At 34.5% G+C, this 20,488-nt stretch carries 15 protein-coding genes; 6 read left to right on the forward strand and 9 right to left on the reverse strand.

The genetic code is table 11. The annotated features are described in order from the left end of the window. Window positions 1–30 precede the first annotated feature (30 nt). From M0D21_RS15805 to M0D21_RS15835, 7 genes are all read right to left on the reverse strand, one after another. A complete protein-coding gene (locus M0D21_RS15805) occupies window positions 31–186 on the reverse strand; it encodes a hypothetical protein (protein ID WP_248331288.1) in 156 nt (51 codons plus the stop codon). Window positions 187–262: 76 nt separating this feature from the next. Then, a complete protein-coding gene (locus M0D21_RS15810; protein ID WP_248331290.1) occupies window positions 263–424 on the reverse strand; it encodes a hypothetical protein in 162 nt (53 codons plus the stop codon). 45 nt (window positions 425–469) lie between these two features. Further along, window positions 470–2,641, reverse strand: a complete 2,172-nt coding sequence (locus M0D21_RS15815) for a peptidase domain-containing ABC transporter (RefSeq protein ID WP_248331292.1) — start codon at window positions 2,639–2,641, stop codon at window positions 470–472. Between the two features lie 14 nt (window positions 2,642–2,655). Continuing rightward, window positions 2,656–3,627 carry a grasp-with-spasm system SPASM domain peptide maturase gene (gene gwsS / locus M0D21_RS15820; RefSeq protein WP_248331294.1) on the reverse strand — a complete coding sequence of 324 codons (972 nt, stop codon included), beginning with the start codon at window positions 3,625–3,627 and terminating at the stop codon, window positions 2,656–2,658. Next, complete coding sequence (locus tag M0D21_RS15825) at window positions 3,605–3,850, reverse strand: hypothetical protein (RefSeq protein WP_248331296.1); 246 nt, start codon at window positions 3,848–3,850, stop codon at window positions 3,605–3,607. Before M0D21_RS15825 ends, gwsS begins: the two co-directional genes overlap by 23 nt. 5 nt (window positions 3,851–3,855) lie before the next feature. Then, entirely contained in the window at window positions 3,856–4,857 is a 1,002-nt protein-coding gene (locus tag M0D21_RS15830; RefSeq protein WP_248331297.1) for an ATP-grasp domain-containing protein, read from the reverse strand. A gap of 11 nt (window positions 4,858–4,868) precedes the next feature. Then, window positions 4,869–7,262 (reverse strand): TonB-dependent receptor domain-containing protein, encoded by a 2,394-nt coding sequence (locus M0D21_RS15835; RefSeq protein ID WP_248331299.1) that lies wholly within the window; start codon window positions 7,260–7,262, stop codon window positions 4,869–4,871. A 291-nt stretch (window positions 7,263–7,553) separates the two neighbouring features. On the opposite strand from M0D21_RS15835, the gene M0D21_RS15840 reads away from it, so the two are divergent. The 6 genes from M0D21_RS15840 to M0D21_RS15865 all read left to right on the forward strand — a co-directional run bounded on the left by M0D21_RS15840 (window position 7,554) and on the right by M0D21_RS15865 (window position 18,750). Then, entirely contained in the window at window positions 7,554–9,266 is a 1,713-nt protein-coding gene (locus M0D21_RS15840; RefSeq protein ID WP_248331301.1) for a tetratricopeptide repeat protein, read from the forward strand. Window positions 9,267–9,379: 113 nt separating this feature from the next. Further along, entirely contained in the window at window positions 9,380–9,544 is a 165-nt protein-coding gene (locus tag M0D21_RS15845; RefSeq protein WP_248331303.1) for a hypothetical protein, read from the forward strand. Window positions 9,545–9,691: 147 nt separating this feature from the next. After that, window positions 9,692–11,842: a prolyl oligopeptidase family serine peptidase gene (locus M0D21_RS15850; RefSeq protein WP_248331305.1), complete on the forward strand. Its 2,151-nt coding sequence runs from the start codon at window positions 9,692–9,694 to the stop codon at window positions 11,840–11,842. A 79-nt stretch (window positions 11,843–11,921) separates the two neighbouring features. Beyond that, complete coding sequence (locus tag M0D21_RS15855; protein WP_248331307.1) at window positions 11,922–12,995, forward strand: PA0069 family radical SAM protein; 1,074 nt, start codon at window positions 11,922–11,924, stop codon at window positions 12,993–12,995. Window positions 12,996–13,446: 451 nt separating this feature from the next. Further along, window positions 13,447–15,447, forward strand: coding sequence for a M12 family metallo-peptidase (locus tag M0D21_RS15860; RefSeq protein ID WP_248331309.1), 2,001 nt, complete (start codon window positions 13,447–13,449; stop codon window positions 15,445–15,447). 27 nt (window positions 15,448–15,474) lie between these two features. Continuing rightward, window positions 15,475–18,750 carry a discoidin domain-containing protein gene (locus tag M0D21_RS15865; protein ID WP_248331311.1) on the forward strand — a complete coding sequence of 1,092 codons (3,276 nt, stop codon included), beginning with the start codon at window positions 15,475–15,477 and terminating at the stop codon, window positions 18,748–18,750. Window positions 18,751–18,824: 74 nt separating this feature from the next. On the opposite strand, the gene M0D21_RS15870 is transcribed toward M0D21_RS15865, so the two are convergent. Both M0D21_RS15870 and M0D21_RS15875 read right to left on the reverse strand, forming a co-directional pair. Then, window positions 18,825–19,475 (reverse strand): HD domain-containing protein, encoded by a 651-nt coding sequence (locus tag M0D21_RS15870; RefSeq protein ID WP_248331899.1) that lies wholly within the window; start codon window positions 19,473–19,475, stop codon window positions 18,825–18,827. A gap of 17 nt (window positions 19,476–19,492) precedes the next feature. Then, window positions 19,493–20,488 (reverse strand): acyl-ACP desaturase, encoded by a 996-nt coding sequence (locus M0D21_RS15875; protein ID WP_248331313.1) that lies wholly within the window; start codon window positions 20,486–20,488, stop codon window positions 19,493–19,495.

Genomic DNA, 20,488 nt, shown 5'->3' on the forward strand with positions numbered 1-20,488 from the left:
AGGTTTTCGCTTGCCCTCTGTTTTTACTGTTTATCGAACTTGAGTATTCCCGTCTTTCTTACCACTTTCTACGTCAGAATCATTTCTTTCTGATTCTACTGTAGACGCAGCTGCGAATCCTCCTTGTACGATGTCTAAATCTTGTTGATTTAATACTTCAAAACTTGTTAAACTTTCTAATTTCATGATGTAATAATTTAATTAATGTTTGCTACTTCTTTTTCTAAGAGGTTTTCGCTTGCCCTCTATATTTTATGGTTATCTAAGCATATTTTGGTGGTCCTACATGGTCTATTTTGCGAGATGGTCTATCTGGATCTCCCAGTTCACTTATGGGGTCATGAAACCCTCCTTGTATGATGCTTAATTTTTCCTGATTTAGAGTCTCAAAATCCTTTAAACTCTTTAATTCGATGTTTTTCATAATATTTGATTTATTTATACATTTTTTAGACAGCTTCTAGGTGAATTACACCCCTAATTCCAATTGATTTTTAACTAGGTTATAATATCTCGACTTATTATCCACCAGGGATTTATGAGCCCCAAACTCCACTACTTTTCCATCTTCTATTACCAATATTTGATCTGCATTTTTAACCGTACTTAATCTATGTGCTATGATGAATACAGTTTTACCGTAGAAGAAATTATTGAGATTCTCCATTATAGCTCTTTCATTATTCGCATCCAGTGCAGATGTGGCTTCATCCAAAAAGATATATTCAGGATTTCTGTATACAGCTCTGGCAATAAACAATCTTTGTTTCTGACCCCCGCTCAAATCGACACCGGTATTACCTATTTTGGTATCAAATTTTAGAGGTAATTTTTCTATAAAGTCATATAGACAAGCAGTTTTTGCGGCAAACTCTAATCGTTCGGGATCTGGAGTTTCATCAGACAATGCGATGTTATGAGCAATAGTACCACTAAAAATATGTCCGTCCTGTAATACCACTCCACACTGGTCTCTCCAGTCATCAGAATTAATATCATCAAAACTGGTGTCATCTAGGTAAATATTACCTTGAGATGGTTGGTAAAACTTCAATAGTAGCTTCATCAATGTTGTTTTACCGCTTCCACTCACACCAACCACTGCAGTGACACTTCCTTTGGGAATTTCTATGTTGATATCTTGCAAAACGTAAGGAGAACTACTACCCTCATACTTAAAACTTACATTTTCTATTTTTATACTTTCCTTAATATCTGGTGGTGGAACCATTGAAAATATGTTTTCATTTTCTTTTTGGTGCACCTCATCCATTCTGAAAAATGAAATTTTAGCTTCCTGAAGTGATCGTACAAAGTCCACAGATATCTCAAAAGAATTTGTAAGTTGTCCCAAAATATATCCTACACTGAGCATAACCCCTATTGACATTGAGTCATAGATTACCCAGTAGGCACAGATAAAGGTGATGAGTATACTTTTGATATGATTAAACCCCCGTATTCCAATCTCTTGAAATTGATCTATTCGTAACCCCTGTAACTTTATATCATGTAATTTGTATTGTATTTTTTTCCAGATTGATACTTTGACAGCTTGTGCATTGTTGATCTTAATTTCTGTCATCGCCGTAATCAGTTCTATTAAAGCATTACGATTTTCGAGTTCATTATTGAAAGTGATATAATTAAGTCGTTCTCGTTTTTTATTAAAAACCAACATCCAAAAGACAGATAGCACACTTAAAACTATAAATACTAGGAAAACCGTCATATTTAACATTGCCAGCTGTATCGATAAGGCAATGATGAGAAAGAACGTAAACATCGATTGAATCATAGTTTGATTTAAAAATTGTTCAATTCTATTTTGTTCATCTATTCGCTGTAGAATATCTGTATACAATCTGGTATCAAAGAACTTCACCGGAAGTTTAATTATCTTATAAAGAAAATCGGTAATAATTTTCAAACTCACTTTAACCCCAAGTTTTATAAGAAGTACTCCTCGTATCCATTCAAAAATTACCTGTCCAAGAAATAGCGAGGTTTGAAACAGCAATACTGCCCACACAATATTCATGTTCTTTTTTTGCACACCTTCATCTAATAAATATTGTATAGTCATGGGAAATACAAAGGACAATACCGAGGTTACTCCCAGAATAGCAATAAGTTTAAAAATTGATTTCTTGTAAGAAGTATAGTAAGATTTTAAAAATTCTAACCCTCTTTTATACCCCTGATCCAGAAGCTTAGGTTCTAGCTCATAAAATTCCTCGGTAGGTTCTAGGAGTAAAACAATTCCTTTTTGGTCTGTAGTTTTCCAGAACTTAAGAAAATCCTTTTCTGAAAGCTTTAATCTACCGTGACCAGGATCGAGGATATAAAACTTCTTATTTTTTATTTTTTCAAGTACGACAAAGTGATCATGATTCCAATGAAGTATCAGCGGGAAAGGGGCTTTTGTTTTTAACTCCTCAAGAGATATTCTTGCTCCCATGGTATTAAACCCAAGTTTTTTGCTACCATTTACCAAGTCTGAAAAAGACACACCTGTTCTTGTAATTTCACATACATCTCTTATTTCGTCGAGTGTATATTCTTTTCCATAATGCGATGCAATCATGCGTATACAAGTCGGACCACAATCTGCTACCCCTATTTGATGATAAAACTTCATTTTTTTACTCTTTATTAATTGATAACTTTATAGTAGTAATCGTCTACTTTTTCTATTTGCTCGGTATAGAATCTGCAATACCTCATCTCGTCGTCTTTATAATCCAGGATTCTATCTGGATTTATATTCCATAACTCGGTAAAATCTGATTCCTGTAAAATGGTTTTGATCTTATCTTCCTTAATGTTTCCGAAGCTTTTAGTATGCATCAAACAGTTTTTGATGTTTCCTTCCCAATCTATACATACTCTCTTATTGAAGTAGGTATGATGTTTTTGAGATTCTGTGAAGTATTTCACATTAACGATATAATTATCTTCGGGAAAATTTTTTGTGTAAAGCTCATCATATATATTCTCTGTGATGAAATTGATCCTGTCCTTAAATTGCCCTGTGTTTAAATTGATGTCGGGGCTATTATGCACGATGATGAATTCAAATTTTTCATTCAAAGAAAATATACGGTTCAGCTCGTCCTGTAATGAATCTTCATACTCTACAATTAGACCTATAGATCTAAACACAAGTCCTTTGGTTAATTCAGAAAATGAATATATATCATCTACATTTCGAACTTTGAGTCTTATTTCGATATGAGTACACAGTACTTCATCCAATTGCGAAAGCAATTTCTTGAGATCATAGGTTTCAGTATTAAAGTCAAACTCAACTACTGCTGTGTTTATTACGTTGGGTGTTTGCCATGTTAACGGCATTTTTGGAAATTCTGCCGGAAACTCTGTAAAAAAACCAAGGTCATTTTTGAGTAAAAAATCGATGTAGCTTTCGTAAATATTTCGTTGATCCTCGGGTAAACCCTGTCGTATTTCATCTACCGATTGATGGTCCATTTCTTGTAAAATCTGGTATAAACTATTCGGAATAAAAGTGATCCCTGATCGTTGCAGATTATATATCGCGCTTTTCTCTTTTCCTTGCACCGGAATATTATGAGAGAACAACTTAAAGTATTCTATTTTTTTCATTGATTCTTAGTATTTGTCTTAGATATAAATTTGAATTTGGCTTATAGTTACTATGATTTATATAACTATATGATCTATGTCTTTCTGAGGTGCTGAAACGAGTATCACTATATAGCTCTCTTACACTGTTAGTAGGATCGACATGCATATGTCTATAATTCAGTGAAACATTCCTCAAAATATAATCGTCTTTGGTGATTGCTTTTAACTTTTTATCTTTCATTGTATTTATAGTATTAGTTCTACTTCCTTTTTATTTTTACTTTCTTCCAGCTTCATTTTTAACCAGTTTTTAATCTGAAATTCTAGATAATAATTGCTATAGTTCCCTGGGGCTAGATATTGCCCTACCGGGTTCACTTCGATAAATCTAAACCCCTCTTCTGTTCTCAGTATGTCTATCGAACCTGTATTAAGGTTTATTCTTGACATAAAATCGGTCAGTTTTTCTTCGATATCCTTAGGCAATTGATAGTTCACCCAGTGAATATGGTCTGTGTAATAATTCAGTTTGATATCTATGTTCTTATCTTTTGAAGTGGTAATAGCTGCGGTCGAATAGCATTTGCCGTCTAAGAAAAAGATTCGTATTTCATGTCTAGAAGCTACCTTCTCCTGAAAAAGAGTTGGGAAAAACTTATTTGGAGCCTCATCGATCATTTTTTGAGTATATGAAGTGGTATAAATCGAATAGGTTTCTTCTCCTTTTATAAAATAATTCGAAAAATACAGCGGCTTACTTATGATCTTGCCTTTGTTATCATCATAGAATTGTTGTAACTCCTTTTTATCATTGGTAACAATGGTATTTGGGCATTCTAATCCGGCTTTTTTAGCATGATCTAGGAAAATAAGTTTGTTTTCTCCGTAAGCCGGCATTTCTGGCATAATAATTCTATTGCGGAAGAAATATTTTAAATATTCCAAAAATGTTTTAATCTCAGAATCTGCTTCCTCATTTACCTGATTTAAGATGGGATCACTTTCATCGAATTCGAAATAATCGAGAATAGAGTAAAATCTTCGGTACCAGATCACATCAATAGCATTCTTAATACTTTTACCTTCTATAAGAATATCATTATTGATTACATCAACTTTATAAGATACTTTTCGGGTTACTAAGTCTTCAAGATTCAGCTTAAAAAATGGGATCTTATCTTTTATTAACCAGTCTACTACTGGATCTGTACATTGCTCATATAAGCTATACGTTAATACTAATATCATATCGTTTTGTTTTAATTTATACGGTTTCTAATTGAAGAATTTGTTCTTCGGTTTCTTTTTCCTTTTACAGTATTTTTTCCAAATGAATACCTTAGCGAGAACACTAACCTTCTTGAATCATAGTAGTTTTCATTGGTGCGTCTATAGTTGTCTTCTATAAGTTCAAATTTGTACTTATCGGTTCTAAGAATATCTTGAAAAAACAAGCTCAAATACCAGTTATTAATACTCTTCGATAGTGTAAAATCCATTGAAAAAACTGGTGATAACGTACTTTGTGTTAGTGGGCCATATTTGTTATAGTAGAAGTCTAAACTTGCTTCTAAACTTTTGTCTTTTAAGAAATAATAGTAGTTATACAGTCTAATGTCGAGTTCTAACCCATCAGCAGTAAATGGTGCATTGAAAGCTGGTGTTGCATTGAGCTTCTTATAATTTGCGTTGGCTGTAAATTGACTTTCGAATCTTTCATTATTAGTAGCATAATTATATACATATGTACCACCAACAATATCATACACGCCGTAGTTATCTCGGTAGTAGTTCAACACATTATCGTCGAGAATTCTTGATAACTGTCCAATCACATCTGTCTGTCTATTGTAGTTTATCAAAAAAGTATGTTTAGAATGTGCTACCAGAGAAAATTCTGTACTAAACGTTTTTGAAGGGTTAAGAAAAGGGTTGCCATCAGAAAATATTTGTGGAGTGATATAATATCTAAAAGGGTTAAGTTGCCAAAATGCAGGTCTTACAATTCTGTTATTTACAGATAAACTAAAAATGTAATTATTGCTAGGGGCATATTTTAGGAACGCCGATGGAAAAAAGTTGGTAAACTTATTTTCGTTTATAGCATTGGTCGTTAATTGATTTCCTTTTTGATTGGTATGTTCTACACGCAGGCCAAAACTATAATTGAATTTTTCATTAGGATTATAATTTGTACTTATATACCCAGATGCAACACGTTCTTCAAATTCAAATACATTACTGGTATTTGGATCTATAATATACTCCCCAGCATTGAACCTTCTAAGATCAATTTCATTGTCAGTAGTGGTCTGAAAATACTGAGCACCCAGACTAAAATTCCACTTATCTGATAAAACCTGGTAATAGTCGGCCTTAATGTTGTAGTTTTCTATTTCCTGAACAACCCCAGAATTAAAATTATCTATTGGAGATTGGCTAGGTATGGTAGAATTATTGAGAAAGTTGTTGTTCTCGGTAAATTGATCGTTTTTATACTTAAAATAATCAAAATTCCAACTTAAACTACTTCCCAAAGTATCTGTCTTGTAAACATGGTTTATATTAATATTATAACTTAATTTTTCATTCTTACCATCTACTGTTGTTAGTGTAAGAGAGTCTTGAACAGTATTAGTAAAGTAGTTGCTTAAAGTCTTATTTTCTATTTTTGGTTTACTAAAATTGAAATCAAGTAATAGACCTAGAATATGTGTATTTGAGGCATTGAAATCAACACCTATTTTTGTTCCTACTCCAAGGGTTGATGGATTTAACCTATCAGTATCATGGGTAGAAGTATTTGATAAATTTGGAAACTGTTGAGCAGAATATTCACTCACATAAGTTTTGCCTTCTGTAATCCAGGTAGAGGTATACGCATTCCATTTCCCTTTATTATAATTGAGATCCAAAGAAGCTCTACCCGCATTGTATTGTGACTGTCGCAGTACCGCAGAGGCAGATCCTACTAAACCTTCTTGAGGGTTGGGTTCCATAATGATATTTATTACCCCATTGCCTTGAGCATCAAATCTAGCAGGCGGACTGGTATATATCTCAATTTTCTTAATACTTTTAGCAGGAAGATTTTTAAGGTAATTTATAAGGGTTTCCCCAGAAAAATTGCTTTTTCTATTGTTGATATATACACTTACATCATTTTTACCTAATATTGACAGACCTCTACTCTCTTTGGCAGATAGCAATGGAGCTTTTTTCAGGGTTTGCCAACTATTTGCATTTTGTAAAAAATTCTTATTACTGAGGTTAACTACAAAATGATCCGATTTTTTTTCAATTAGCTTCCTTCTTTGAGTAATGACTACTTCATCCAGTTCATTACTTTCTTCTGTTAGTCTTATTTCTGCTAAGTCAATATTTTGTTCTACTATTGAAATTTCCTTGGTTAAGGTTTTATAGCCAATAAAACTTATAACAAGAACATAACTACCTTTATCTGCCTCGAGTGAAAATTTCCCCTCATCATCCGTAATTGTACCTACATAGATTTTATCTCCACTTTGTAGGCTAATATTTGCAAATGGAAGGTTCCCATGTATGTCAGTAACTTTTCCCTTTATAGTAGTCTGAGAAAAGATCAGAGCGGGAGCACACACAAAAAGTACGGTGAAAAATTTTATTATATCCATACTAGTCGTATTTTTAGTTACTAATTTTTTATTGGTTTCTTGAGTGAACATTTGCGTGACTATTAATCAGTTTTTGATTGTTTTGATTGACTCAAAGATATGAGCGTAAATAGCTGTAAAACAAGCACAACTAACCGATATTCTATGAATTTCTAGTCGAATTTCTAAGAAATCCGACCAAACTTAAAACCTTTCAAATGACTGATAAACAAACACATACATCTTCCTGGTCCTGATTTTTAAAAAAACCAACACTCTTACCCTTACTCTTTAAAGCCTGTTTTAAAAATCATGAAAATCAGCCAGTATATTCTATTATTTTATTCCGTCTTAGGAATAAATCATCCGGTATTTGCTCAGGAGAAAAATGGTCAAATTCCAGATTCTCTGATCCACCTTAGCAACAAAGAATTGTATTATGCTTTTGTCGAATCTTATTCAGATACTACCAAAGCAACCACTTATATGAATGCCTTTTTATATCGTGCCATTAAAGAAGATAGTCTTATTAATCAGGCCAGGGCGTATAATTATTTGTCGTATTATGCCATTACCGAAAAGAAAAAATTAGAACTTCTAGATAAATCGATTTCTATTAGCCAAAACCTAAATAATAGAACCTATCCTATTTTACCGTATACCTTTAAAGGGTATTATTATTTTAAAAAAGGAGATTACAAATTGGCGTTAGACAATTATCTAAAAGCACTTGAATTATCTGAGAAGGTGAATAACACAGAATACATTGATATATCAAAACATAATATTGGTATTATCAAAACCGAAATTGGAAAACATGAGGAAGCTCTTCTATTATTTAAGGAGAGTTATGCTTATGAAAAAACCAAATACAAATTAGACACAATGGGTTATCTTGAATCTTTGAGGTTATTGGGAGAATCCTACAGATATAACCAACAGATCGATTCTGCTACATACTATAACCAAAAAGGAATAGATCTATCTAAAAAAGCTAAACCTTATTACTACAATAAGTTTCTCATTAATGAAGGTATTAACTTATATTATAAGAAGGAATACCAAGATGCCTTAGACAGTATTAATAAAGGATTGTCCCTAATTAATCTCTACAATCCCGAAAATGTTAGATCGATTATTCTAGGAAAATTCTACAGTGGCAAACTCAAAATAATATCAAATAATAATTCAGACGCCTACAGGGATTTTGTAGCACTAGACTCTATTATAACTCACAAAAAGGTATACGTCGCCGAAGTGCGAGAGGGTTACGAATTTATTCTGAAACATTATAAAAGGAATAATGATAAAGACAAACAACTTGAATACATAAACAAATTACTGAGTTTTGATAGCGTTATTAATTATCAGAGAAGTTCACTCACCGAAAAATTATTTAGTGAATTCGATAAACCAAGACTTCTTAGTGAAAAACAGACTTTAATCAGTTCATTAGAAAAAGATAGAAAAAACATAAGCACCTGGTTATGGATATTTATTTCAATTTCAATATTGATAACCATGTTGTTGTTTTGGCAATACAATAAAAGGAAGTCTCTTAAACAAAAGTTTGACCAACTAATTACCGATAAGAACAAGAACGCTGCTGTCCCTAAGAAAAAATCTCAACCAACTAGTCCAAAAGAAGAAATAGATGTTCCCCAAGATATTGTTCAAAATGTTTTACAAGAACTACAAAAATTCGAGGAAAAAGAACTCTTTTTGAAAAAAGATATTACTACCAATACGTTATCAAAAAGTGTAGGGACCAATCCGAAATATCTTTCTAAGGTTGTCAATTTTTATAAAAAGAAAAGTATTACCAATTATGTAAATGATCTTAGAATTGAGCATGTGGTCAATTTACTAAAGGAGAACAAAAAAATAAGAAATTATACTATTCAAGGTATTGCAGAAGAAGTTGGATTTAATACTGCAGAATCATTTTCTTCAGCTTTTAAAAAGAAAACTGATATAAAACCCTCGTACTATGTGAAAGAATTGAATCGATTAGAGAAAAATTAACGCGAAATTCATAGAATCTCGTGTAACACCGCCCCAAAAACTCTTTTTTTTGGTTTCAACGAACATATATTTGCTTCATAATCAACTATTTATTAACAAATATATTTCGCATCATGAAAAATCAAAACAATAAAGGGCTTAACTTAAAAAAAATTAAAATTGTAAACTTATCAATGATAAAAGGAGGACATATTGGTGTAGGACCGGGTGATGATAAAAGTGGGAGGCCAGGATGTCCAGACTATACTCTTACAGGAACAATTTCAGATCAAAGATAATATTAGTTAGCTGTCTGAAATATGAATAGATCAACCCTTGATATTTCAGACAGCTAGCTTGTTTCCTATAAAAGTACTCATAATGATATAATACTATTAACATACCTCCGAAATATAGTTTCGGTTATATTTTAAAACCATACTTCTATGCTTAAAAAAACAGTTTTATTATTGTTACTAGTGTCGTGCACCACACAAAAGACTCCTACCCCTCCAGAAACTGTTTCCATTCCAGCTACCGATATTTACCACGGGGTTTCTATCACAGATCCATACCGAAATCTTGAAAACCTTAAAGATAGCACTGTAATTGACTGGTTTAAAAATCAGGATCAATATGCAAAGGAAATTCTGACTAAAATTCCGGGAAGACAAAGATTGCTTGATATACAACTTAAGCTTGACGAACGGCAAGCATTTTCTATTCAAAACATTGCTACGCAAAAAGACGGTTCATTGTTCTATTTAAAGCGCTCAAAAAACGAAACAATTAACAAACTTTGCTATCGTAGTACGAAAAACAAATCGGAAAAATTGATATATGACCCCACATTGTTTAAAGAAGGATATATCATTAACTACTTTAAAGTAAATTGGCAAGGAACAAAAGTGGCAATAAGTTTGGCAAAAAAAGGTGAAAATATTTCTAACATTATAATTTTTGATTTACTCACCCACAAAAGAAGTCCTTACGTTTTACAAAATACCTCACCCAATAGTGAAGGTGGTATACATTGGTTACCCGATGGTTCTGGTATTATCTATCAATATATTCCTTATACAGATCATCAAGACAAGAAATATAAACTAGATACAAGAGCTGTTCTTTACAAACTTGGAGAAGCTCCTGAAAAGATAACAGATGTTTTTTCAAGAAGGCATAATCCTTCATTCTCTATTCAAGAAGCCGACTTCCCCACTGTTTTTCTGCGATCCAACAACCCTTCATATATTTTTGGAAAAATAAGTGGCTCTTCAAAATACAACGATCACTATTATGCTAAAATCAACTCAAATACCAACTTTACAAAACTAGATTGGAAACCTCTTTTTAGTAAAAATCAAAAAATAGAACAATTTGTGGTCGTTCAAGATGAACTCATTTACAGGACTTCCAAAAATGCTTCAAATTATAAGATCTGCAAAACCTCTATACAATCACCCAATTTTGACAATCCCATAGAAATTGTACCTCAACAAAAGGATAAAGTAATCAGGGATTTCGAATTCGAGAACGAACAGTTATTTTATACTACTCTAAAAAACGGAATTGAAGCTAATCTGTATGTTCTAAAAAACGAAAAGGAGAATGAAATACAGCTACCATTCCCGGCGGGAAGTTGTTATATAAGTTCGTACAATGGGTATTTTACCGTTTCTATACGGGGGTGGACCAAACCAAATAAAATTTTTTACCTAGACACAAATACCCACGAATTCTCAGAAATTGATATAAGTGGTGGCGCCAAATATCCAGAGTTCAATGATTTTATCGTTGAAGAAATAGAAATTCCATCTCACGATAACGTAAAAGTTCCATTATCGATAATCTATAAAAAGGGATTAAAAAAAGATGGAAAAAACCCCCTTATTTCTCTTAGTTATGGTTCATACGGAGCATCTTTTAGTCCCTACTTCTCCATTCCCTTTCTCACCTGGGTTCTTGAAGGTGGAGTTTGGGTAATTCCTCACGTTAGAGGAGGAGGCGAAAAAGGTGATGCCTGGTACAAAGCCGGATTTAAAACAACAAAACCAAATACATGGAAAGATCTTATTGCCTGTACTCAATATCTCATAGATAATAAGTATACATCTCCAGAATATAACATAGCCTATGGAGTAAGTGCTGCTGGAATAGCAGTAGGTCGATCTATAACAGATAGCCCAGAACTATTTGCTGCTGCCACTATGGAGGTTCCTGCTCTAAACTTCCTTAGATGTGAAATTCAACCTAATGGCCCAAATAGCATTAAAGAATTTGGTACAGTAAAAGATTCCGTTGAATTTAGAGCGTTACTTGAAATGGACAGCTACCATCATATAAAATCGAACACCAATTATCCTGCGATTCTTATTACAACCGGAATGAAAGACGGAAGTGTTGTCCCTTGGGATCCCGCAAAATTTGTAGCAAGAATGCAAGCTTCAAGCACCTCAGGAAAGCCCGTTATCTTTTCTGTAGATTTTAATGCAAATCATCAGGGTGATGGCACCTATACAAAATATTACAGAGATATGTCTGATATTATGGCCTTCGCGCTTTGGCAAATAGGACATCCAGAATATCAATCTCAATAATTATATTAATGGAAATATTCCAATTATAATTGGAATATTTCCTAATTGATAGTATTTTTATACCAGAAAATACTATCAATTGAATTCAAACAAATACATTAAAGGAAGAGGCGCTCAGCAAAAAGTTCATAATCGTTTTTCAGAACATCAACATGAAATTCGAGACGACTTCTTGAATTATTGCCTTGAACAAAGAGAATCTATTCATAAATACCAAACTGAGTATATTGATATTTTTCCAAAAACAGTGGTAAACAAAGTTACAAGCCCAGATGTAGGCATGATGTATTCTCTAAATCCATATCAGGGTTGCGAACACGGTTGTGTATATTGTTACGCCAGAAATTCTCATGAATATTGGGGGTATGGTGCTGGGTTAGACTTTGAAAGTAAAATTCTCATTAAAAAAAATGCCCCAGAATTATTAGAAAAGAAGATAAAACACAAAAACTGGAAAGCCTACCCTATTTCATTGTCGGGTAATACAGATTGCTATCAACCTGTAGAAAAAAAACTCCAAATTACCAGAAAACTTCTGGAGGTATTCTTAAAATATAAACACCCTGTAGGCATTATTACCAAAAATGCGTTAATTCAAAGAGATATCGATATTCTTTCAGAATTAGCAAAAGACAATTTAGTGGGAGTATTTTTATCCATTACATCGTTACAAGAAAAAACTAGAAGGATTTTAGAGCCCAGAACTGCAAGTATCAAAAAAAGATTAGAAACTCTCGAAAAACTAAATCAAGCAGGCATACCTACAAGTGTAATGATGGCTCCAATTATTCCGTCTATAAACAGCCATGAAATATTACCTCTAGCTGAAGAAATATCAAAACGAGGAGCAAAAAGTCTAGGCTATACAGTTGTGCGTCTTAACGGTGCTATAGGAAAAATATTCACTTCGTGGTTAGAAAACACATTACCAGATAGAAAAGAAAAAATCCTTAATCAGATTATGCAATGTCATGAAGGCAATCTAAATGATAGTGAATTTGGGAGAAGAATGAAGGGATCAGGTAACATTGCCACTCAAATTCATCAATTATTTGCATTAGCAAGAAAAAAGTACTTCCCAAAGACAGAAAAGATGCATTTAAATTGTGATTTACATGATCAATATAAAGATGGACAATACAAACTATTCTGACATAGTCATGAAAATCAATTTAATCAAAAAGTAATTGAATTTTCATGTACACTATTCGATCAAAAATTTGTATTTTTGGGTAACCAATTTAACAAAAAACACAACTAGTCGATTGCTAACCTCAAAACTCTTAAAATGAAAAAATATCCCCATTATTTCCTAAACATTTAATCGTTTATCTATCATACTATCTGTTTGCTTATCATAATTAGTTTCTACTACACTTGATAAGATGTACACATGTGGTATACCATATACCTAAGACCCTTCGTTAAAGCAATTTAACACCCAGCATCATGTGAGATTTGCGAATTCTTCCTGTATAGGATGCATAATCAATTTTGCAAATTCTTACCCCTGATGATTCGCGAGTATACATAACTAACTTATGGTAATCTATCGCTATAGAGCTACCATTTTATTCTATTCAATAATCTTAAAACCTAAACCTATGAGACGTATTTTTACACTTCTCGTCATTACCTTAATGACATCACCTTTTTTTGCCCAAACCCAACACTTTAATCCAAAACATCTGGTTACGAAAACCAAGATGTCTGGACAATCTTTTACAGAAACTTCTCTTTTCTCATTGAAGACAGATAAATCGAAACTTTCCATTCCAAAGGAATTTAAGAACTATAGCATTCTTTCTTTGCAATCTTCTGAAATGAAAAACATGCTAGTTTCGAAACCAAAAGCAATAGATCTACTGCTTCCAGGAAAAAAATCTTCAATGCTTTTAGAATTGGTTAAAGTAGAAATGTTTTCAGACGAATTCTCGATCATTGAAATGCCATCTGGAAAACTACTTAAACCTGAAAACAGTATAGCTCATTATCGAGGTATTGTAAAAAACAGTCCGAACTCTATAGCAGCAATTACCATAAGTGACGGTGAAATTTCAGGACTCATAAGTCTTGAAAACGAGATCGGAAATCTAGTACTTGGTAAACTAGATAACGGTAATGATCATATTCTATATGAAGATAAAGATATACAACATCTCAATGAATTTGTATGTCAGACCAAAGACGTTTCTACGCATCAAATCATAGGTAATAATACATCAAAGCAAGAGCCTTCAGCAAGTGTTACTAAATGTCCAGAGATATTCTTCGATATTGCCAACGATATCGTAAGAGATAAAGGCGGAGCCCAGGCAGCTTCAAATTATATTCAAGCCATTTTTAATCAGGTAGCCTTATTGTACAATAATGAAGATGTAAACATCAAAATTTCCGGAATAAGAGCATGGACATCTACAGCCCCATTTAATAATTTGGATAACTATCGTAGTTACAGAAATCAAAATGGATTTAATGGAGATCTTGGTCATTTTGTGACCTATAATTATTCTGGTGGCGTAGCATGGCTTAACGCGTTATGCGGGTCTTACAGATATGGTTTATCTGGTATTAACAGAAGTTACAACGATGTACCTCGGTATTCTTGGACGGTATCTGTAATTGCACATGAATTGGGACATAATTTTGGTTCAAATCATACTCATTCCTGTGTTTGGAACGGAAATAATACGGCTATAGATGGTTGTTATACTACCGAGGGTGGTTGTGGGCGACCAGGAATACCTTCAGATGGAGGAACTATAATGAGCTATTGCCACTTAACCAATGTAGGAACCAACCTTAGAAAAGGTTTTGGATCCCAACCCGGAAATGTAATTAGGAGAACAATTAGCAGAGCCAGCTGTGTGAGTACCTGTGAAGGTGATGGAGGTGGTGGAGATGAAGTAAGTTGTGCTGGCATCGAACCTTGGTCAAACAATGTAAATTATGTTGCAGGAGATAAAGTTACTTACCAAGGAAGGTTATTTGAGCGAACAGCAAACAATAGTTGGAACGATTTGGGGGCATGTAGTACAGACCCATGTTTTGAAGTACCACAATGGTCTGATAGTACCAATTATAATCCAGGAGATTTGGTAATCTACCAAGGAAACCTGTTCCGTAGAAATAATAATGATGGATGGGATAGTTTAGGTTCATGTAACAGCAATAGCGATCCTTGTTTTGGGGTGAACCCATGGTCTGAAAATGAAAACTACACCAGTGGAGATCAAGTGATTTACCAAGGAAATTTATTTGAATGGAACGGAAGTGAATGGGTACAATTAGCATCTTGTTCAAGCTCGTTGGCTTCTTTACCGGGAACCTCTATAAAGCTTGAAGAAAAACCTTTATTCAAAGTATATCCCAATCCATCAAAAACACACATCAACCTTAACATTAATCATCTAAAAAACGGGGTTGTTACTATTTCAATTAGAAGCATGCAAGGTATTGATGTTTTTTCCAAAACAACTCATCATGTTTCCCCTATTAGGCATCTTACAGAAACTATTGACACTCAATCGTTGACCAGTGGAATTTACTTCGTTACCATTACCAATGGAACTACTAAGGTTACCAAAAAAATAACTATCGAATAATCAACTTAGCATATTAAAACAATAATCATGACACAACCAAAAAAAATACCAGTATTAGGAAAAGGTATGTTACTTATCATTTTCCTTATCGTTAACCCATTTCTGCCCAAAGGGTTTGGACAAGAGCTTTTTGATCTTATGCAAAAAGAAGATGTGAAAATTAATAAACTAGAACGCCTTGGGAATAAATATTACAAAAACAAGGATAAAGGTAAAGGAAGTGGGTATAAACTGTACATGCGAAACCTATATTGGGCCAAACGAAACGCTGATGACCATGGTAAGGTTATAAGCGATACCAAAGTAGTACAGGAATGCGAACAATTTCACGACAACTTTAAAAAAGAAAATCCCACCTCGAAAAATCAGCAACGAAATAGTGGTTGGACAGAATTAGGACCATTTAACTGGTCGCGCACATCGAGTTGGTCGCCAGGACTAGGGCGAATAACTGCAATTGCCGTAGAACCAGAACAGCAACAAATTATATATGCCGGCTCTCCCGGTGGCGGAATCTGGAAATCGACAAATGCAGGACAAAATTGGGATCCCTTAGGCGATACCATGTATAGCATGTCTATTTGGTCTATTGCTATAGATCCTAATAATACCAATATTGTATACTTAGGAAACTCTGCCGGGCAAATTATGAAATCTACCAATGGTGGAAATTCCTGGTCTGAAATTGCAAGAGTAAACGGTACTCCCAGAAGAATCTTAATTCACCCTAATAGTAGTCGCATTTTTGTAGGAACTACAAAAGCACTATATCGATCTAACAATGGAGGAAGTTCTTTTAGCTTAATCTTAAATGACCGAGCAGAAGATGTAGAGTTTAAACCAGGAAATACCAATGTTGTTTATGCCTGTGGAAACAGTTTTTACAAATCTAATAATGGAGGATCCAATTTCAGCAGAATTACCAGTGGTATCGTAAGAACTGAAAGAATGAAAATGGCAGTAACCCCAGCGAATCCCGATGCGGTTTATCTGGTTCAAAAAAGAGGAAGTAGTTTTGGATATCTATACCGTTCTTTAAACAGTGGTACAAATTTTACAGTGCGTTCCAGCTACAACACTATTTCTACCAATCAAGTATACTTTACGCAAGCGTCAAGAGATATGGCCATAACTGTTTCTAATACTAATGCCAATGAAGTACATGTAGGAGGAATGGATTACTCACGATCATTAAATGGAGGAACCAGTTTTACCAAATTAGCTACCTGGAGCAGCCCTGGAGATCGATCTTATGTGCATGCAGATATTGAAGTTATGCAATACATAAATGGTATCATTTATGTTGGTAGTGACGGTGGTATTTTTAGGAGTAGAGACAGAGGAAATAATATGACCGATCTTACCCAAGGTGGTTTAGCAGTGCGACAGTATTATAGAATTGGTGGTGCTGCAACCGATGCCAATATGATCGTTGGAGGAGCACAAGATAATGGAACCAATATCATGTCTGGATCAAACAGAAAATTTAAAGAATGGTTGGGTGCAGATGGTATGGAATGCTTTATAGATCATAAGAATAAAAACATTGTTTACGGTACGGTGCAATTTGGTTCATTGTATAAAAGTACCAATGGAGGAAACAGCATTGGAAACATCAGTAAACCAGGTAATTTTAGTGGAGAATGGGTAACTCCATTTATGATGGATCCTATCGATAATTCTAAAATTTATGTGGGATATCGTGATTTATATCAAAGTAACAATGGTGGTGCTGGAGGTAGTTGGAGAAACCTAACCTCTAGGATTAATACCGGCGGAAACTTAGATGAAATGGCCATTGCTGCTTCTAATAATAATTATATCTATATCGCTCAAGAAGGTAGGGTTTGGAGAACCAAAAATGGGCAAAGTGGTACTCCCTCTTGGACCGAAGTAAGTAATTTTAGAGGAGAAGTGAATTTTATCGCAGTAGACCCTAACAACCCTGAAAGAGTGGCTATTGCTGCTACGGGATCCAGAGTATACATTTCGAACAACGCAGGAAGCGATTGGACCAATATTAGAGGTAATCTCCCAAGCATTTCGGCACAATGTCTTGTTTTTGATGATACCGCTGCCAACGGATTGTATGTAGGAATGCAATCTGGGGTGTACTATACCAATGACAACCTAAGTTCGTGGGTACCTTTTTCGACCAACCTTCCAGGAGTACAAACTACAGACCTAGAGATTCACTATGGTACACGAAAACTTCGGGTGGCTACTTACGGACGTGGAATCTGGGAATCGGACCTGTATGATGAAAATGGTAATCCAGACGAAATTACACCTCCAAGTAACCTAGAGGCTCAAGTAAATGAAAAAAATGTAACCTTAACATGGACCGACAATTCTACCAACGAAAATGGATTTACCATACAACGTAATGACGGTTCGGGTTATAATCGTATTGATTATGTAACCACAGGGATTCAAACCTTTACCGATGAAAACTTAGCCGATGGAACGTATTCATACCGGGTACGAGCATACGATAGCGATAGCTATTCTGACTTCTCAAACACGATAGAGATCGAGATAGGAGATAATCCACCAAATATAGTTGATAACTGCAATGGCTGTGTAGTTTACGATACCAATAGCGAAGAAACAGGAAATGCCGATCATGCCAAAGAAAGAGCAGTCGATGGCAACCCAAACACCTATTGGCATACCAACTGGTATGACGACAATACCTCTCACCCGCATTTTATCGCAATCGATTTGGGAGAAACCCGCGAACTGGTAGGATTCTCATATCTGGGTAGACAAGAGGGAACCACAGGAATGGTAAAAGACTACATTCTTTTTGGGTGGGATGGTGACGGTTGGCAACAATTATCTACTGGTTCTTTTCAAAAATCGACACTTAAGCAAACCGTAGAGTTCAACAACTTTAATGGAAGATATATTTATTTTCGAGCACTCTCTGAAGTTGACGGTAAACGATGGGCCTCTGTTGCCGAATTGAGTTTTAGATATATACCTTCTTCGGAAATTAGTAGACTTGCCTCAAAAGAATCTACACCTGTTACACCACCTACAGTAGATGTCGATGATTTTGATGGCATAACTATTTATCCTATTCCTTTTTCTAATAGCTTAACTATTGAAGGTATCACCAATAAAAAAGTGATACGATCGATACAACTTATAGGAACCAACGGAGTGGTGCAACCCATTACAATTGAAGTTGCTGAAAATGGAGTGATTCTGGATACTCAAAAATTATCACAAGGTTTCTACATTTTGCGTATTACCCAAGGGGAATCGGAAAAAAATATAAAAGTGTTTAAGAAATAATTTAGAAAACCAATGGATAGTAAAAACAAAGGCTGAGCGTTTATACTCAGCCTTTGTTATATTATGATCTTTTATCATTCTCCTTCCCATTCTTTATAGAACTGATCTAAAAATTGCTCCATAAAATCATGTCGCTCTTGTGCTATTTTTAGTCCGGTTTTGGTATTCATTCTATCTTTTAGCAATAGTAGTTTTTCATAAAAATGATTAATCGTGGGAGCGGTAGATTTTTTATACTCCTCTTTACTCATATGCAAGTTTGGTGCAATTGCAGGATCATACAATGCTCGATTTTTAAATCCACCATAATTAAAACACCTGGCTATACCAATCGCGCCAATTGCATCTAACCGATCTGCATCTTGTACTACATCTAATTCGGGTGAAGTAAATTTTTGCTCTACATTGCCCCCTTTAAACGAAATGTTTTCTATGATATTGATAACATGATCAATGGTATCTTGTTGCACATTGATACTTTCTAAAAACTCTCTGGCAACTCTGGGACCAACCGTTTCATCTCCATTATGAAATTTAGAATCGGCAATATCGTGTAAAAGAGCTCCTAAACAAACTACCGGATAATCTACTTTTTCCTGCTTAGCGATCATTTTGGTAGTGTTATACACTCGTTGAATATGAAACCAATCATGCCCACCTTCGGCTCCTGCTAATTTTTGCTTTACAAAAGCTATAGTTTTAGATACAATTTCTTCTTCTATCATACCTTTTTCGTATCTCTCTATTTGGCCAATGCGGGTTCTACCCATTTAAAATGAAAAACTTCTTGAGGGACCACCAATCTCTCATTAATGCGTTGCATTCTAGCTGGTAATTTCATTACAAAATCACGCGCTTTTTCGGCCTCATCGGTAAGGTCAATAAGCTTATCGATTTCCCACTTATCAATTAAGCGTTGCATAATATCGATATAGTCTTGTGATGTATACACCCCAAGTCGTTGTGCTGCATAAGAAAACTCCTCAAATGCAGAACCAATTGCTTCGCCAGATTCTCTTAAGAAATGAGCAGGCATTACAATCTTCTTTTTCATCATATCACTAAATGCCAACATCATTTGGCTAGGGTCTACTTCAAAAATATTTTTTACAAACTCACTATAGGCGTTAAAGTGTCTCATTTCATCTCCTGCAATGATTTTACACATCTTTGCCAACGACTTATTTGAATAATCCTTTGCCATTTTTGCCACCCTGTTATGAGAAATATAGGTCGCTAATTCCTGAAAACTGGTATACACAAAGTTCTTATATGGGTCCTGATCGGTACCAATATCGAAACCATCGTTAATTAAATGCTGAGTAGTTCTTTCTACCTCTCTCATGTTCACTCTTCCCGAAAGGTATAGGTACTTATTCAAGGTATCTCCGTGACGGTTCTCTTCGCTGGTCCAGTAGCGGGTCCACTTTGACCATCCGTTTCCTCCTTCTTGTTGATTGATTCCTTCAACATCCATCAACCAGGATTCATAGGTTGGCAGTGCTTCTTCGGTGATAGTATCTCCTACCAAAACCACCCAAAAATCATAAGGCAGCTCCTTTGCTAGTTCTCTTAATTCTCGTACCTCTTCAAAAAATGTATCTTCATTTTGAGAGTCTGGTAAAAAATCTGTGGGTTGCCATACTTTATCTATCGGAATCAAAAATTTATCTATAAAGGACTCCACCTTCTTTTCGAGAAGTTGCATTACTTCTAATCTAATATTATCTAAAGCCAT

Source organism: Aquimarina acroporae, from assembly GCF_023195925.1.
GTDB lineage: Bacteria > Bacteroidota > Bacteroidia > Flavobacteriales > Flavobacteriaceae > Aquimarina > Aquimarina acroporae.

Coding starts and splice junctions, on each gene's coding strand:
- M0D21_RS15805 (WP_248331288.1), bottom strand. CDS start 186: ATGAAATTAGAAAGTTTAACAAGTTTTGAAGTATTAAATCAACAAGAT.
- M0D21_RS15810 (WP_248331290.1), bottom strand. CDS start 424: ATGAAAAACATCGAATTAAAGAGTTTAAAGGATTTTGAGACTCTAAAT.
- M0D21_RS15815 (WP_248331292.1), bottom strand. CDS start 2,641: ATGAAGTTTTATCATCAAATAGGGGTAGCAGATTGTGGTCCGACTTGT.
- gwsS (WP_248331294.1), bottom strand. CDS start 3,627: ATGAAAAAAATAGAATACTTTAAGTTGTTCTCTCATAATATTCCGGTG.
- M0D21_RS15825 (WP_248331296.1), bottom strand. CDS start 3,850: ATGAAAGATAAAAAGTTAAAAGCAATCACCAAAGACGATTATATTTTG.
- M0D21_RS15830 (WP_248331297.1), bottom strand. CDS start 4,857: ATGATATTAGTATTAACGTATAGCTTATATGAGCAATGTACAGATCCA.
- M0D21_RS15835 (WP_248331299.1), bottom strand. CDS start 7,262: ATGGATATAATAAAATTTTTCACCGTACTTTTTGTGTGTGCTCCCGCT.
- M0D21_RS15840 (WP_248331301.1), top strand. CDS start 7,554: ATGAAAATCAGCCAGTATATTCTATTATTTTATTCCGTCTTAGGAATA.
- M0D21_RS15845 (WP_248331303.1), top strand. CDS start 9,380: ATGAAAAATCAAAACAATAAAGGGCTTAACTTAAAAAAAATTAAAATT.
- M0D21_RS15850 (WP_248331305.1), top strand. CDS start 9,692: ATGCTTAAAAAAACAGTTTTATTATTGTTACTAGTGTCGTGCACCACA.
- M0D21_RS15860 (WP_248331309.1), top strand. CDS start 13,447: ATGAGACGTATTTTTACACTTCTCGTCATTACCTTAATGACATCACCT.
- M0D21_RS15865 (WP_248331311.1), top strand. CDS start 15,475: ATGACACAACCAAAAAAAATACCAGTATTAGGAAAAGGTATGTTACTT.
- M0D21_RS15870 (WP_248331899.1), bottom strand. CDS start 19,475: ATGATAGAAGAAGAAATTGTATCTAAAACTATAGCTTTTGTAAAGCAA.
- M0D21_RS15875 (WP_248331313.1), bottom strand. CDS start 20,488: ATGGCTTTAGATAATATTAGATTAGAAGTAATGCAACTTCTCGAAAAG.